This window comes from Microbacterium sp. KKR3/1 (genome assembly GCF_021272365.1).
GTDB classification, from domain to species: Bacteria; Actinomycetota; Actinomycetes; order Actinomycetales; family Microbacteriaceae; genus Microbacterium; species Microbacterium aurugineum.
Map to the genome: position 1 here is coordinate 311,178 of NZ_JAJSDW010000002.1, position 13,345 is coordinate 324,522.

Annotated in this window: 16 protein-coding genes; 6 read left to right on the forward strand and 10 right to left on the reverse strand. The window is 67.2% G+C overall.

From position 1 onward, the window contains the following. Window positions 1-111: 111 nt before the first annotated feature. From LVJ59_RS13180 to LVJ59_RS13200, 5 genes are all read right to left on the reverse strand, one after another. Window positions 112-486, reverse strand: a complete 375-nt coding sequence (locus tag LVJ59_RS13180; protein ID WP_232763398.1) for a Fur family transcriptional regulator — start codon at window positions 484-486, stop codon at window positions 112-114. Next, window positions 479-892, reverse strand: a complete 414-nt coding sequence (locus tag LVJ59_RS13185; RefSeq protein ID WP_232763399.1) for a GTP-binding protein — start codon at window positions 890-892, stop codon at window positions 479-481. Before LVJ59_RS13185 ends, LVJ59_RS13180 begins: the two co-directional genes overlap by 8 nt. A 634-nt stretch (window positions 893-1,526) precedes the next feature. After that, window positions 1,527-2,162, reverse strand: a complete 636-nt coding sequence (locus LVJ59_RS13190; RefSeq protein ID WP_232763400.1) for a hypothetical protein — start codon at window positions 2,160-2,162, stop codon at window positions 1,527-1,529. 275 nt (window positions 2,163-2,437) lie between these two features. Then, on the reverse strand, window positions 2,438-2,707 hold the full coding sequence (locus LVJ59_RS13195) for a hypothetical protein (protein WP_232763401.1): 270 nt from the start codon (window positions 2,705-2,707) through the stop codon (window positions 2,438-2,440). Window positions 2,708-2,863: 156 nt separating this feature from the next. Continuing rightward, the gene (locus LVJ59_RS13200) at window positions 2,864-3,514 is read right to left on the reverse strand and encodes a response regulator transcription factor (protein ID WP_232763402.1); all 651 of its coding nucleotides are present in this window, start codon (window positions 3,512-3,514) and stop codon (window positions 2,864-2,866) included. Between the two features lie 378 nt (window positions 3,515-3,892). On the opposite strand from LVJ59_RS13200, the gene LVJ59_RS13205 reads away from it, so the two are divergent. The 3 genes from LVJ59_RS13205 to LVJ59_RS13215 all read left to right on the forward strand — a co-directional run bounded on the left by LVJ59_RS13205 (window position 3,893) and on the right by LVJ59_RS13215 (window position 6,813). Beyond that, entirely contained in the window at window positions 3,893-5,005 is a 1,113-nt protein-coding gene (locus LVJ59_RS13205; RefSeq protein ID WP_232763403.1) for a histidine kinase, read from the forward strand. Between the two features lie 123 nt (window positions 5,006-5,128). After that, window positions 5,129-5,377, forward strand: a complete 249-nt coding sequence (locus tag LVJ59_RS13210; protein ID WP_232763404.1) for a helix-turn-helix domain-containing protein — start codon at window positions 5,129-5,131, stop codon at window positions 5,375-5,377. Then, complete coding sequence (locus tag LVJ59_RS13215) at window positions 5,377-6,813, forward strand: type II toxin-antitoxin system HipA family toxin (protein WP_232763405.1); 1,437 nt, start codon at window positions 5,377-5,379, stop codon at window positions 6,811-6,813. Before LVJ59_RS13210 ends, LVJ59_RS13215 begins: the two co-directional genes overlap by 1 nt. Before the next feature lie 71 nt (window positions 6,814-6,884). Here LVJ59_RS13215 and aztD read toward each other — a convergent pair whose 3' ends face one another. The 4 genes from aztD to aztB are packed head-to-tail and all read right to left on the reverse strand — an operon-like array spanning window position 6,885 to window position 11,159. Further along, complete coding sequence (gene aztD / locus LVJ59_RS13220; RefSeq protein WP_232763406.1) at window positions 6,885-8,081, reverse strand: zinc metallochaperone AztD; 1,197 nt, start codon at window positions 8,079-8,081, stop codon at window positions 6,885-6,887. A gap of 50 nt (window positions 8,082-8,131) precedes the next feature. Then, the gene (aztC, locus tag LVJ59_RS13225; protein WP_232763407.1) at window positions 8,132-9,052 is read right to left on the reverse strand and encodes a zinc ABC transporter substrate-binding protein AztC; all 921 of its coding nucleotides are present in this window, start codon (window positions 9,050-9,052) and stop codon (window positions 8,132-8,134) included. Further along, a complete protein-coding gene (locus tag LVJ59_RS13230; RefSeq protein ID WP_232763408.1) occupies window positions 9,049-10,248 on the reverse strand; it encodes an ABC transporter in 1,200 nt (399 codons plus the stop codon). The genes aztC and LVJ59_RS13230 overlap by 4 nt, the downstream gene beginning before the upstream one ends. Continuing rightward, window positions 10,245-11,159, reverse strand: coding sequence for a zinc ABC transporter permease AztB (aztB, locus tag LVJ59_RS13235; RefSeq protein WP_232763409.1), 915 nt, complete (start codon window positions 11,157-11,159; stop codon window positions 10,245-10,247). Before aztB ends, LVJ59_RS13230 begins: the two co-directional genes overlap by 4 nt. Before the next feature lie 54 nt (window positions 11,160-11,213). On the opposite strand from aztB, the gene LVJ59_RS13240 reads away from it, so the two are divergent. Then, window positions 11,214-11,837 (forward strand): metal ABC transporter ATP-binding protein, encoded by a 624-nt coding sequence (locus tag LVJ59_RS13240; RefSeq protein ID WP_232763410.1) that lies wholly within the window; start codon window positions 11,214-11,216, stop codon window positions 11,835-11,837. Between the two features lie 5 nt (window positions 11,838-11,842). Here LVJ59_RS13240 and LVJ59_RS13245 read toward each other — a convergent pair whose 3' ends face one another. Beyond that, window positions 11,843-12,550 (reverse strand): haloacid dehalogenase type II, encoded by a 708-nt coding sequence (locus LVJ59_RS13245; RefSeq protein WP_232763411.1) that lies wholly within the window; start codon window positions 12,548-12,550, stop codon window positions 11,843-11,845. Window positions 12,551-12,647: 97 nt separating this feature from the next. On the opposite strand from LVJ59_RS13245, the gene LVJ59_RS13250 reads away from it, so the two are divergent. Continuing rightward, complete coding sequence (locus LVJ59_RS13250) at window positions 12,648-12,884, forward strand: type II toxin-antitoxin system VapB family antitoxin (protein ID WP_232763412.1); 237 nt, start codon at window positions 12,648-12,650, stop codon at window positions 12,882-12,884. Next, complete coding sequence (locus LVJ59_RS13255; RefSeq protein WP_232763413.1) at window positions 12,881-13,285, forward strand: PIN domain-containing protein; 405 nt, start codon at window positions 12,881-12,883, stop codon at window positions 13,283-13,285. The genes LVJ59_RS13250 and LVJ59_RS13255 overlap by 4 nt, the downstream gene beginning before the upstream one ends. Window positions 13,286-13,345: the final 60 nt, after the last annotated feature.

The window sequence follows — 13,345 nt, forward strand, 5'->3', positions numbered from 1 at the left end:
GAAACCCCCGAGAAATCGGGGGTTTTTCCGTATCCGGGGTGGATGTGGTGCATCGGTGGTGCAGACTTCGCTGGTGCGGTGGCACGGGTGGTGATGAGTGATGAGGCGGCCTCACCAGTGTGCGACCGCCTCGTTCAGCCAGTCGACGGGCGGTTCTATGTCGGCGCCGCGATCGCAGGATCGGCACACCACGTGATGGTGGCTCACGGCGACACTGCACGCGCGGAACGACTGGTGGCCGGACCGCCACAGTGTGTCGGCGAGCCCTGACTCGGCGAAGGCGTTCAAGTGCCGGTACACCGTCGCCAGCGCGACGGGAACCGGTCCGTCCTGCAGACGGTCGTACAGACTCTGCGCCGACATGAAGGACGGGCTCTCACGGAGCGCCGCGAGGACGGCGTCGCGCTGCACCGTCCTCCGCGCGGCGGCGGGTTCGTGTTCGTCGGATGCGCCGCTGATGTGGGTGGACGGTGCGTTGTCAGTCATCGGAGTGCACGTGTGTCGTCCACTGTGGGAAGGGGTCCGCGAAGCGCATCCAGGTACGCACGTCGGTCAGGAGCTCCTCATCGTCGAGCAACGCTCCGTCGAGCGTGCCTGAGAGGGTGACGGCATCCATGTCGATGCCGATGAACGCCAGATCCTGCCCGAGAGCGAGGGGAGGCGTGGGGGAGTCGTCGTCACGCGCGAGCGGCTCGAGCGAGATCATCTGCCCGACCTGATCCCAGCGGCCGACCAGGCCGGGTCGCGTGGCGAGTCGACAGAATCCTGCCGAGCGGATGATCGCTCCGTGTCGACCGCTGCCGAACTCGTCGTTGAGAAGGCGGTGCAGTCGGCCGGGATGGAAGGGGCGCAGCCTCTCGTAGCGGAACGCGGTCACGCGGGCGTCGCGCATGTGTGGGTCATGCTCCTCGTTGAGCACGTGGACCCAGCCTGGTTGGTGGACCTGCTCGGAGTGCGGTGCGGGCAGCCGGTCACCATGACGGTTCTCGCGTGCTCGACATGCTGCACGAGCCGCAGAGCCCGCGCGACGTAGAGAGTGCCGCGCGCGACGGAGCGCGGACGCGGTCACGTGCGCACATCGCTGAGCAGGCGCGTGGCGTCTCGCGACGGCGGTCCGGGCGCGTTCGCGGTGACCGGTGATGAGGGTGACTTCGGTGAACGACAAGGGGGCTCCCTTCCCTCAGAACCCTCGCCGGCCTCGCCCGGCTATGAAAGGTGCAATATCTGACCACGAGCACCACAGAGCCGCCCGGGCAGCGTTGCCACGGGCGGCTCATCTCGACGCGGTTAGTCGGTGACCAGTTTCCAGCTAGAGGTTCTCACTTCTCATGGTCCTGTTCCTGCGCTGGACGAACTTGGCTCCCAAACCTGCACCGAGGACGACGATCGGAGTGCCGATGAGGAAGATGATCGATGATGCCGACGGAAATCCAGTCGCAAGCAGCGCGAGGAGTACCAGGGCCGCGATGACGACTCCTGTGAAGATCAGCCAAGAACGCATGGGCCTACCTCTTTCAGATGCCTACTCAGAACGGTGCGGACGAACGACAGTTGATCACGGATCCACCCTGGACGTCGTACCACCACAGAGTGCGACCACCGCTGCAGATCCCATTCGCGACGAGGTAGGTGGTGGCGACGCCGACGACGATCCCGATGACTGTGCAGGCAGCCCAGCCGACGGCCGGGATCAGACACAGAGCCGCGGCGACCGCAGCTCCACCTCCTGCAGCGAGAGCCTGTTGGTCGACGGTGTTGAACCCGACGGCCATCTTGATGCCGGAGAAACGCACCTCGAGGAAGGGCGTGATCACGTCGTTCGGCACTGTCGTGGACGCCGAGGCATCCGCTTCGATCGCTGCGCGGACATCGGCAGCGCTCGGTAGCGTCAGCGAGCCTTCGGGTACGACGTATTGGTAGAACGTGTAGCCGTCTTGGGTGATCTCGTTTCGCTCCACAGGCGAGGCTTCGAGCTCTTCCAGTCCTTGGAGGAACACATCGGGGTCCAGTGCAGCCCCACCGTTCGGCGACATCGCATCGAGGTCTTCCGAGGAGAAGAACATCGAATCGTCAGGTAGCGGTTCCGACGCTTGCGCAGGCGCGGCGATCGTTCCGAGCGCGAGCGCCGCCACAACCCCGAGCACAGCGGTTTTGAACTTCATCGTTGCTCCTCCGTCTCTCTGCGGTTCCGTGTTGAACTGCGCTCTCAACCTACGAGCGAAACGCGACGCGAAACGGGTTCATAGCCCTGGGGCTACGAAAGTCAGAAAGGGTGGTGCGTCCACGCATGCTGTGCGATCTTCACCCTCGCGGGGACGCAAGAACAGGGGAGGAAATGAGACTCAGAAGAAGGAAGTCGGGTTCGCCATCGCGACCGCCCTCACCCTAATCGATGTTGCGCCTGCTGCTGCTCAGGCGGCGACGGCGGACTCGGCCTTCAGGGCGTGGCGTCGTCCGCTGCAACGCCCGCCCTCAGGGTCATCGGCCGCGCGTTGCTGGGCGCCAACTCGCGGCTTGCCACCTTGAACTGCGCCTGATGCCGCTGGACGGCGATCGCTGTCGTGAGGGCGATGAGAAAGCTGGTCATCGCCACGCCCCACGCGGCTGCGGCGAGCTGGACGGGGAGGAGCATCGATGCCAGCAAGAATGCGACCCCGACGAGCGGAAGGATGATCGTAAGACGCTGGGTGATGGTCCGAGTCATCATCGCCTCTCTTCTGGAACCGGAGATGTGGCCAAGCAGTCGCCGACGGCGATGACCGCTTACATCGTGCGTGCCTGTGCTGTGCCGGATCAAGGAATCCGGGTGCTTCGTAGCCCCAGGGCTACCGATCACGTCCGAGTCCACGCAGGCGCTGGAAGGTCAGAGGGCGATGATCCCGAGCTCAGTCGCGCGGAGGACGATCTGCAGTCTGTTCTCGACGTCCCACAGCTGATTGATGTGGCGGATGTCCGCCTTGACGGTGCTCTCGGCGTAGTGGAGCTCGTCGGCGATCTCGGCGTTGGAGCGACCCTTTGCGATCAAGCCGATGATCTGCCGCTCGCGGTCACTGAGCGCAGGCACATCGGAGACGTGATCGTCGCCGGCTTCGATAGCCGCGCGGACGAACCTTTCCTGCACCTCGGGGGAGACCACCCGGTCACCGGCGTGGGCGGCGACGATGGCGTCGATGATCTGCGCAGGGGTGGAGTTCTTGACGAGGTACCCGCACGCACCGGCGCGCAGGACCTCGAGCGCCTGCCACTCCGTGGTGAACGTCGTCAGGGCGAGGACGCGGCAGCGAGGGTTCCAGTCGAGAATGCGGCGGGTCGCCTCGACGCCGCCGATCTCGGGCATCCTGATGTCCATCAAGACCACGTCGGGATCGGTGGCTCTCGCGGTGTCGACGACCTCGGACCCGTCGGTCGCTTCCCCGACCAGAACGACGCGATCGTCGTCGGAGAGGAATGCGCGCAGTGCGTGCCTGACCAGGGCTTCATCGTCGACCACGAGAACGCGTGCGGCTTCACTCACGTCTTCACGGTATCGCGGGCTCCGGGCTGGATCTCTAGCCCTGGGGTCATGATCTCTCGACCTGAAGAGCATCCCTCGTAGGGTGGACGGAGCTGCCGTAGCGCCTGTCGATGCCGATCTGAGGCTCGGCGAAGGTGGTCGGCCGAATGAAGGAGACCAGCGTGGGACTCATCAGCGGATATGTCGTGAACATCCTGGGGCGTGTGCTCACGGAGCAGAACGCCGACCTCGGCGACTGGCTATGCAAGGTGATGGGCATCTGTGCCTGACGGCCTCGCGCCGTCCGGTCGTCGCCGGGAACCGCCCTTCGCTGGGCGCGGATCGGTCGGGAGGATGCTGCGGTCGCCGAGGTTCTGGGAGCCTCGGACACTCCATCCTGTGGCGCGTCTACTTCTGATCGTCATCATCGGCGTCCTCTTGGCCGTCGCCATCGGGTTCGCCGTCGAGGGTGGTGAGTTCACCCGGTACGACCTTCTCGCCATCGTCTTCTACCTGGGGCTCGCGGCGTTCGCGTGGCATCCGATGACGGCGGCGTTCACCGTCATGCTGATCAGTAGCGTCGGCGTCGTCTTCACCGGGAGCGGCGGCGATCTCCTCGAGCTGGCGATCTCGCTCGGACTGGTCGCCGTGACATGCGCGCCGTGGGTGATCATCGTCCACGTCGTGGTGCTGGGAGCGCTGACCGCATATGTGGCGGTCGAAACGACGACGCTCGCTGCCGGCGGCGTCTACGGCATCGTGGGCATCGCGACGATCGCGTTCCTCGTCGGCGTCGCCTTCAGGCTCGTGACCGCGAGAGAAACGATCCTTGTCGCTGAGCGCGCTCGTGTCGAGCGAGACCTGGAAGCCCTTGCCCGAGAAGATCAGGAACGCATCGCCGACGAGCTGCACGATGGAATCGCACACGATCTCACGCTCATCCTGTTCCATGCTCGCGCCCTGCCCCGCCAGCCCGACGATGCTGCACGACAAGTGTCACTCACCACGATCGAGGGCTCCGCCGAGCAGGCGCTGCAGAGCATCCAGTCGTTGCTCTCGCTCATGCGCGACACGACCACAGAGGCCCCGCCGCTTCAAGAGACCCGGTACGAAGGAAACATCATCGTTGCGATCGCGGCTCTCAGTGAGCTTCTGCGTGATGCGGGGATCCCTGTCACGCTCGATGCGCCGAGCACAGCAGTCGACGTGCAGCCGGTTGTAGAGCGTGTTCTGATCGAGACGGCGATCGAGGCTGTCATGAACATCATCAAGCACGCCCCGAAATCGAGATCCGCGAGGATCCACATCGATAGTCAGCCCGACCAAGTCGCGTTGATTGTCACGAACGTCGGCGCTTCGTCACACCGCTCGAAACTGCCGTCGGGTGGGCGCGGGTTGAGGCGCGCGCGTCAGCGCCTCAACCAGATTCACGGGCGCCTGCAGGCAGGGCCGACCGACGGCGGATGGGAGCTGCGAGCGATCATCGCGACTGGATCCGATCCCAACGCCTGAACCACCAGCGGCTTCGGCGTACCAGCAACCACCTCCACGTGCAGAATACTTCCCTCGCGACTCAAAGTGCAGTATAGTTACCATGTATCGCCATGAGAACTATGCTTCACGTGAGGGGTGATCATGCAGCTTCCATCGACCGCGGCGTTCGCGACGTTCGTCCGCAGTAATCGCCTGCGCACAAACGTGACCCAAGAAGAGCTCGCTCAGGCCGTGGGCAAGAGCCGCCGGTGGGTGATTGACCTCGAGGCGGGGAACGTCGACCCCTCATTGAGTGCGGCCGTTTCTGTCGCAGCTGCGCTGGGCTACGTCGTCTCACTCGATCGCGACGAACCCTCGGCAATCCTCGATGAGATCTTCGAGGATCTCTGATGGCAGACGTCCTGGATATCTGGCTTGACGGGCGCCTCGCCGGCAAGCTCATGCGTGGCGAGACCGACCAGGTCGAGTTCCTTTACGACGACGACTACCTCGCGGATCGCACCGCTACTCCTCTCTCGGTCAGCATGCCCAAGAGCACGCTCGGACACGGTCCGGATGTGGTGATGCCGTGGCTGTCGAACCTCCTTCCCGATGCGGAGGAGGTCCGCAGACGATGGGCTGCGAAGTTCGGCGAGCGGCGCACGGATCCCTTCACGCTCCTCACGCATATGGGTGAGGACGCCCCGGGGTCGGTCCAGGTCGTCCCCGAGCACACGGTGCCTGCCCAAGCCGGCGGACTCTCACTCCTCACGGAGCATGACATCGCGCGGCGGGTGCGTGCCATCCTGGACGACCCAGACCACTGGGTCGATGACACCGACGCCGACGAGAGTCGCTTCTCGCTCGGCGGCAATCAAGGCAAGTTCGCCATCGCGCGGATCGATGGGCAGTGGTTCGAGCCGAACGGGCGGGTGCCGAGCACGCACATCGTGAAGCCCGGCATGGTGCTGAAGTCAGGCCATACCGACGACCACATCCAGGCGGTCGAGTACGTGACGATGCGCGCGGCGCGCGCGCTCGACCTGCGAGTCGCAAGGGTGGAGATCCTCGATTTCGCCGGCGTCCGCGCTTTCGTCACGACGCGGTTCGATCGCCGCCTCCCCGCCGAGGGCGCCGTCGCCAGGATCCACCAGGAGGACTTCTGCCAGGCGCTCGGCGTCTATCCGTCGCGCAAGTATGAGGAGGACGGCGGTCCGACGATGGCCGACATGGTGCAGTTGGTCGACCGCGCTTCGTCACCGTTCTACCGAGGCAAGGATCACGTCGAGCTCGCCGATCTGTTCGTCTTCAATCTGCTCGTGGCAGGCGTCGACGCTCACGCGAAGAACCACAGCATGCTGCACGTCGGGAACGCGACGCGGCTCGCGCCGGCCTACGATCTCATCTCGGCGCACGGGTTCTGGGAGGAAGACCGGGTCATGTTCAGATCCAGCGCGGCGGTGAAGTACGGCAAGGAGCGCCGGTATCGTCAGATCTCCGGCCGCAACATCGCGCGCGCCGCCGACGTCCTGGGCGTACGACGTGAACTCATGCGAGAAACCATCAACGCGATGGCGCCCCGCCTCCACGGAGCGTTCGAAGCCGCGGTCGCCGAAGTCCCGGCCGACATGGTCACTCCGCGGCTGCGGGAAATGCCCGCGCGTATCCAGACCTTCGCCGACGAGTTCGTGCGCCGCGCGAACGGCGAGGACCTGAGTCTGAGCGCGCTGCCTCGCTTCACGGGGGCGAACGCGGTCGATCTTCCTGTCAGGCGGATCTGGGAACCGGGCGAGTGGCGCGGTGACCGATGGATCACGGGTCGCTATCTCGGCCGAAGCGCGCGCTGATCGTACGGCACGAAAGCGGGCAGGGCGTCCGATGAGGACGCCCTGCCCGCCGGTGCGCGCGAACGCGGGGGTCAGCCGATGGCCACCGCGATCTCGTTCGGGGTGTGGTCGAGCTCGACCGAGGCGATGATCTCCCCGGTGGTGAGGTCCACTGCGTGGACACTGTTCGCGGCGGGCTCGGTGATGTACGCGATGTCGCCGTCGACCTTGATCGCCGGGTGCGCGTCCTGCCACTGGGCCGGACCCTCCCACGCCTCGATCACGGGGTAGGACTCGGTGAGCTCGCCCGTCTCGGGGTCGAGGACGTGGATCTGCCCGTCGGTCGACAGGATGTAGGCGAGGTCGCCGGGGCCGCGTGCGATGTCGCGGAAGGTGTACTGCACCTCGGCAGGCAGCTCGACGACATCGAGGGTCTCGGCGGCGGTGTCGATCAGCGTGACGGCATTCAACAGGTAGCCCTCCGCGTCCGGGTCGTTCTTGTAGTCGCCGACGACGATCGGGCTGGTCTCCGAGACGAAGGCGTTGCCCATGCGGCCGTACGCGTCCGGTGCTGCGAGCTTCGTGAAGGCTTCGTCCTTGAACAGCAGCGCACCGTTCTCGCAACCGAAGATCACGGCTTCCTCGGCCGCGGTGCCTTCCCCGTGGATGCCGGGGCACTCGGCGTTGACGGCGGCCTCGTCCCAGTGGTCGTCGTGCGCGTGCAAGGACTTGGCCCCGGTGCGCGACGTCTCGTCGCCGACCGTGGTGAGCAGCGAACCGTCCTCGAGCACGATCGAGACACCGTGGTGCGGGGCATCGGCGGTGTACGTCGTGGTCTCGGGAAGAGCGTCGTAGCCGTCGGCGAAGCCGTCGGTCGGCACGATCGTGGTCGTTCCGGTGCCGTCGTCGAAGAGCACGGTGTTCTCCCCGTGGATGACGACGTGCCCGGCCGCGGTCGCCTCGAACAGTGCGTCGGTGAGGGCGGGCTCGGCGGTGTCGAGCATCTGGAACCCTGCGGAGGTGGTGACGGCGATGGTGCGGCCGTCGCCGAACGGGTTCAGGCGGGTGAACTCCTCGGTCTCGAACTCGTCGACGACCTCGAGCGTCTCGGGGTCGAGCACCGCGATCCCTCCGGGGTACGAGATCGCGACGCGTCCCGTCTCGCTCGCGGTGGTGCCTGACTTCTCGTCCGCGGGCGCGGTGTCGCCTGCTCCGCTCGCACCGCCCGCGCAGGCGGTGGCGAGCAGCGAGACGCCTGCCAGCGCCGCGACAGCGGCACTCATCCTCATGTGTCGCTTCATTGTGTTTCCTCTCGTATCGGGCCCCGGTCGGGGTCCATTCATGGGGTCAGTCCGTCGGCGATGCGGTCCGTGTTGGCGCGCATCATCGTCAGGTACGTGTCGGCGCCCTCGCCGGGCTCGGTGAGGGACTCGGTGAACAGCTCGATGACCTCGACCTGGATGTCAGCCTCGGAGGCCAGCACCTGGATGAGTCGGTCCGGCTGCGAGGATTCGGCGAAGATCGTGCGCACTCCTGCCTCGTCGATCGCGTCGGTGAGATCGCGCAGGTCGGCAGCGCTCGGCGCGGCGAGGGTCGTGCCCCCGGGGATCACGGCGCCGATGAGGCGGAAGTCGAAGCGGTCCGCGAGGTAGCCGAAGACGTGGTGGTTCGTCACGAGTGCTCGTCGTTCCACGGGGATCGCGGCGAAGGCAGCCGACATCTCCTCGTCGAGCTCGGCGAGTTCGCCGCGATACGTCTCGGCATTGCTGCGGACCTGCGCGACGTCGATCCCGTCCACCTCGGCCAGCGCTTCCTCCACCGCGTCCACGACATCGACCATGCGCGCCGGATCGGTCCAGAAATGCGGATCGTCCGCCCCGTTCGCGTCTTCGGAGCTGTAGGGCAGCACGTCGATCACGTCGCCGGCCACGACCGTCGGGACTCCCGCGGCTGCGGTGCGATCGATGTGCTGCTGGAGCCCCTCCTCGAGGCCCAGTCCGTTCGTCACGAGCAGGTCGGCGCCATCCATCCGTGCGGCCTCCTGCGCGGAGATCTCGAACGAGTGCGGGTCGGCGTTCGGTTTCATCAGGATGGTGACCTCGGCCGCGTCGCCGGTGAGATTCTCGACGACGTCGCCGAGGATGTTCGTGGTGACCACGATCTGCGGTCGATCCGACGCCGCCGTGCCGGTGCACCCCACGAGGCCGGCAAGGAGCACGGTCGTCGCTATCAGCAGGGAGGGGGCCCGCAGCGGTCTCATCGCCCCACCTCAGCGACGAACGCGGGAGCCGTGGGCGTCTCGAGGGAACGAGCGACGCGGGCGGCATCGGCGTAGTCGACCTCGTGTACGACGCCGGCGGCCGGGTCGCTGACGTAGGCTCGCTGCTCGTCGGTGGTGAGCGAGGAAGCGGCGCCGCCGTCGGCGAGCAGAGGATCAGTGGCGCCCACGAGTGCACCGTCGTCGGCGAGATGCACGACGATCCGCCCGTCGATGTCGATGGCGACCACATGCCCCTCGGCGTCGTCCACGGCGACCACGTGCGTCAGAGGACGTTCGGTGGGCACCAGGGTCCAGGTGCGCTCCCGGGAGTCGAGCAGCCAGAAGCCGGTCGTCCCCGCGACGGCGGCGACCGTCGGACGACCCTTCCGGCCGTCGAACGACAGGGCGCGCTCGACGGCGCCTGACGGGTAGGGGATGCGCTCGACGGTGAGGCCCGCGTCCTGCCAGGCCGCCAGGACCGCACCGTCTGCGCACCCGACGACGAGTCCGACGCGGGTGGTGATCGCTCCCGAGGCGTCGGCGCAGTCGACCGGGGACTCCGCGGGCTCGCCGTCGCTGTCGTGATAGACGAGCGTGTCGTCGACGGCCACGAGTGCGCCCTCTCCGATCGGGGCGACCAGGCCGGTGTCCGCGTTCACCTCGATGCGGAACAGCTCATCGAGCCGTCCTTCGGAGAGTGCCTTGTTGTCGAGCAGCACCGCTTCGCGGCTGCCGCCGAAGAACACGCCGGTGGCCCCGGCCGTCGACAGCGGGCCCGTCACGACGGTGGCGACGCCCTCGCCGGCGACCGTGCCCAGAAGCGCGGGCTCGGCGAGGTAGTAGTGGAAGTGGTCGCCGTGATCCCAACTCCATCGGCCCGAGTCGATCACCTCCACGCCCTCTTCCGTGGTCACGAACCCGTAGCGTCCATCGCTCGCGAGCGCCGACGGAGCTGCCGTGCGGTCGAGGGTGGTCGCTTCCTCGGTCCGCAGGTCGAGCACGGCGGCGTTCCCCGCGGCATCGATGGACAGCAGGCCGAGAGGCGGCTCGGCGACCTCCTCGGCGCCGGTGATCGCGCCGTGGCCGTCTCCGGACGCCGGGCTCGCGGGCGTTGAGCTCTCCGGAGCAGAGGCGCACGCACTGAGCGCGACGATCGTCAGGGCGGCGGGGAGGAGCCGGAGGGGTCGGGGAATCATCGGGTCCTTTCGGGGAGCGCGACGGCAGGAGCATCGGGCGATGCGGGTTGCGGGGATGCGGATTCGGGGTGTTCGACGGGATGGTGCCGGCGAACGGCACGGGTCAGAAGCGAACGTGCGGTTGCGGAGAGAGCGGCCAGCAGCACAGCCGCGGTGGCGATCGAGGCCCCCGCCGCCACCGCGAAGTGCCAGGAGGCGAAGAGCCCGATCAGGACGGCGGCGGCGCCCACGAGGGAGGCCCCGAGCATGGTCGTGGGGATCCGCGTCGTCCATGCCCGGGCGGCGACGGCGGGGGCGAGGAGCAGCCCGACGACCAGAAGCGTTCCGACGGCCTGGAAAGACGCGACGACGGCGAGCGTCACGAGGGCGACGAGCACCACGTGCGCGAGCTGGGGGCGAAACCCGAGCGTGCGGGCGATGCGCGGATCGAAGGCCGTCGCCACGAAGGAGCGATGGAAGGCGGACGCGACACCGACCGTGACGACGGCGGCGACGAGGAGCATCGCGATGTCGTCGGGGCGGATGGCGAGGATGTCGCCGAACAGCAGAGCGGTCGCGTCCGTGGCGAAGCTGCGGGAGTGGGAGACGATGATCACGCCGAGCGACAGCATGGCGACGAACAGCAGACCGATGCTCGTGTCGTACGAGAGCCGGCCCCGTCGCTGAAGGAGGCCGATCGCGGCGCTCATGGCGGCAGCGCTCAGAGCCGCGCCGAGCAGGACCGGGGCGCCGACCACGGTGGCGAGCGCGACGCCGGGCAGCATTCCGTGGCCGATCGCCTCGCCGAGGAAAGCCATGCCGCGGATCACGACCCACGTGCCCACGACCCCGCAGATCACGGCCACGAGCACCCCGCCGCACAGGGCACGGACGAAGAACTCCACGGCGAACGGTTCGAGCAGGAAGGGCACGAGAGGAGACTCTATATGAGAATGAGAATGATTATCAATTGCTAGGCTGAGGCGATGAATGAGAGCTCTGCGCTGTCCGCGCGCGACGTGTGCTTCGGGTACTCCGACGATGACGTGCTGCACTCCGTCACGGTCGATGTCCATTCCGGGGAGATCGTCGCACTGGCCGGGCACAACGGGTCGGGCAAGTCGACACTGGTCGAGATCCTCGCCGGTGTGAAGGTCCCTCGGCGGGGTGCGGTGCGCCGCCGAGGGGCCCTCGCGCTCGTCGTGCAGCGTCCTGCCGTGCCGGATGCGTTGCCCGTGTCAGCGGCGGATGTGGTGCGCATCGGGACGTGGAAGCGAGGGCGACGCCTCTCCCGCGTCACCGCGCGTCGAGCGGTGGAGCGGGCCCTGGACCGTGTCGGGATGTCGGAGCTCGCGGGCCGCCCGTTGGCGGAGCTGTCCGGCGGGCAGCGGCAGCGGGTGTTCCTCGCGCAGGGGATCGTGTGTGAGCCCGACGTCCTGCTGCTGGACGAGGCGGCTGCCGGTCTCGATCGCGAGAGTGCTGCCCGGATGCAGGAGATCCTTCGGGAAGAGGCCGCTCGCGGCGTCGCAGTGTGCACCGTCACCCACGACGACGCTGCCGTACTCGCCGCCGACCGTGTCATCCGGCTGGAGCGCGGGCGAGTGATCTGAGCGACCTACTCCGTCTCCGCCCGCAGGCGCATCTCGAGGTCCGCGAGGCTGGTGGCGTGGATGTCGAACCGCTCGCCCGGGGAAGGCGGGTCGGCGTCGGGCCGAGGCACGTAGGCCGTGCGCATGCCTGCAGCCCGCGCCGCTCTGAGGTCCCACGCATGGGCCGCGACCATGAGCGGGGGACGACCGCTCGCCGGGACGCTCGCCATCGCCAACTCGTACATCGCCGCGGCAGGCTTGTAGGTGCCGGCGTCCTCCGCCGAGAGCGCCTGGTGCCAGCGGAAGCCCGCGTTGATGCTCAGGCCGGTTAGCACCCGGCGACTCGCATTCGACAACCCCACGACGGTGGCGACTTCGGCGAGGGAGCGCAGGCCCGCAGCGGAGTCCTCCCAGGGTGGGCTGAAAGCGGAAGCGCCGACGAGCGCGGGGACGGCTGTGACGGGAAGGGCGCTTCGGGAGGCGAGCTGCTCCAGCACCTCGGCGTCGAGCTGGTCGCTGGTCGCAAACACGCGTTCACCGCGGACGATGGCCCGTTCCTGTTCGGCCACTCCGCTCAGCCATTCGTCGACGATCGCGGTCGTCTCTTCGCGGTCGAGGCCGGTCGTCGCCTCCACGCGGCGTCGGAGACCTTCCGCCTGATTCACCAGAGTGCCCAGCACGTCGAACACGGCCACGACGCGCTCCGGCGCCACTTCACGGGATCCGTCGGTCATGCAGAAGAGAACACGTCCGGAGCGCGGACTGTTCCGCCGCGCTCCAGCGAGACACTATATAGTGATCTATATAAGAGTCGAGAAAAGAGGAGGCACCATGGCAGTCACATCCATCGACATCGACCCCGACGAGCTGATGCAGGCCAAGCAGCTCGCCGGCACGACCTCCAACCGGGAGACTGTGGATCTCGCGTTGCGCACGCTGATCGCCGTGCGCCGTCAGCCCGCCGCCGTGGAGCGCATCATCGGGCGCCACTTCGATGACGATCAGATCGATGCACCCACCATCACGCCGACCGCTGCCGTGTCGCGAGACAAGCCCTCGGCGCGGTGACCACCTATCTTGTCGACAACAGCATCTGGCAGAAGGCGGGCAAAAGCGCGACGATCGCGGACCGACTACGGTCTCTCTCACCGAACAACCTCATCATCACCTGCCCGCCACAGGTTCTCGAGTACTGCCACTCAGCGCGCAGCGCCGAAGAGTATGCGGAGCTGCGCCGCGACATGGAGGGGTTGCTTCCCGCATGGGAGCATCCCGCTGAGCAGGATGCCCTCGATATCCAGCAGGCACTGTGGAAGAGGGGGCTCCTGCGCGCTGCTGCGGCGTTCGACTGCCTCATCGCCGCGTACGCCGTCGCCAACGACGCCGTCATCCTCAACTCCGACCATGACTTCGGATACATCGAGCTGGCGACCGAAGGCAGAGTCCGCCAGGAGTACGTGGATGGCTGACCCCGCGGCGAACGCCGGGGCGGGGTGCACGATCCGCCCGCGGGTTGCCTTCGTCAGACG

Excerpts from the sequence above, each read along its gene's own strand:
- LVJ59_RS13180 (WP_232763398.1), bottom strand. The coding sequence starts at position 486 with ATGACTGACAACGCACCGTCCACCCACATCAGCGGCGCATCCGACGAA.
- LVJ59_RS13185 (WP_232763399.1), bottom strand. The coding sequence starts at position 892 with ATGCGCGACGCCCGCGTGACCGCGTTCCGCTACGAGAGGCTGCGCCCC.
- LVJ59_RS13190 (WP_232763400.1), bottom strand. The coding sequence starts at position 2,162 with ATGAAGTTCAAAACCGCTGTGCTCGGGGTTGTGGCGGCGCTCGCGCTC.
- LVJ59_RS13195 (WP_232763401.1), bottom strand. The coding sequence starts at position 2,707 with ATGATGACTCGGACCATCACCCAGCGTCTTACGATCATCCTTCCGCTC.
- LVJ59_RS13210 (WP_232763404.1), top strand. The coding sequence starts at position 5,129 with ATGCAGCTTCCATCGACCGCGGCGTTCGCGACGTTCGTCCGCAGTAAT.
- LVJ59_RS13215 (WP_232763405.1), top strand. The coding sequence starts at position 5,377 with ATGGCAGACGTCCTGGATATCTGGCTTGACGGGCGCCTCGCCGGCAAG.
- aztD (WP_232763406.1), bottom strand. The coding sequence starts at position 8,081 with ATGAGGATGAGTGCCGCTGTCGCGGCGCTGGCAGGCGTCTCGCTGCTC.
- aztC (WP_232763407.1), bottom strand. The coding sequence starts at position 9,052 with ATGAGACCGCTGCGGGCCCCCTCCCTGCTGATAGCGACGACCGTGCTC.
- LVJ59_RS13230 (WP_232763408.1), bottom strand. The coding sequence starts at position 10,248 with ATGATTCCCCGACCCCTCCGGCTCCTCCCCGCCGCCCTGACGATCGTC.
- LVJ59_RS13240 (WP_232763410.1), top strand. The coding sequence starts at position 11,214 with ATGAATGAGAGCTCTGCGCTGTCCGCGCGCGACGTGTGCTTCGGGTAC.
- LVJ59_RS13245 (WP_232763411.1), bottom strand. The coding sequence starts at position 12,550 with ATGACCGACGGATCCCGTGAAGTGGCGCCGGAGCGCGTCGTGGCCGTG.
- LVJ59_RS13250 (WP_232763412.1), top strand. The coding sequence starts at position 12,648 with ATGGCAGTCACATCCATCGACATCGACCCCGACGAGCTGATGCAGGCC.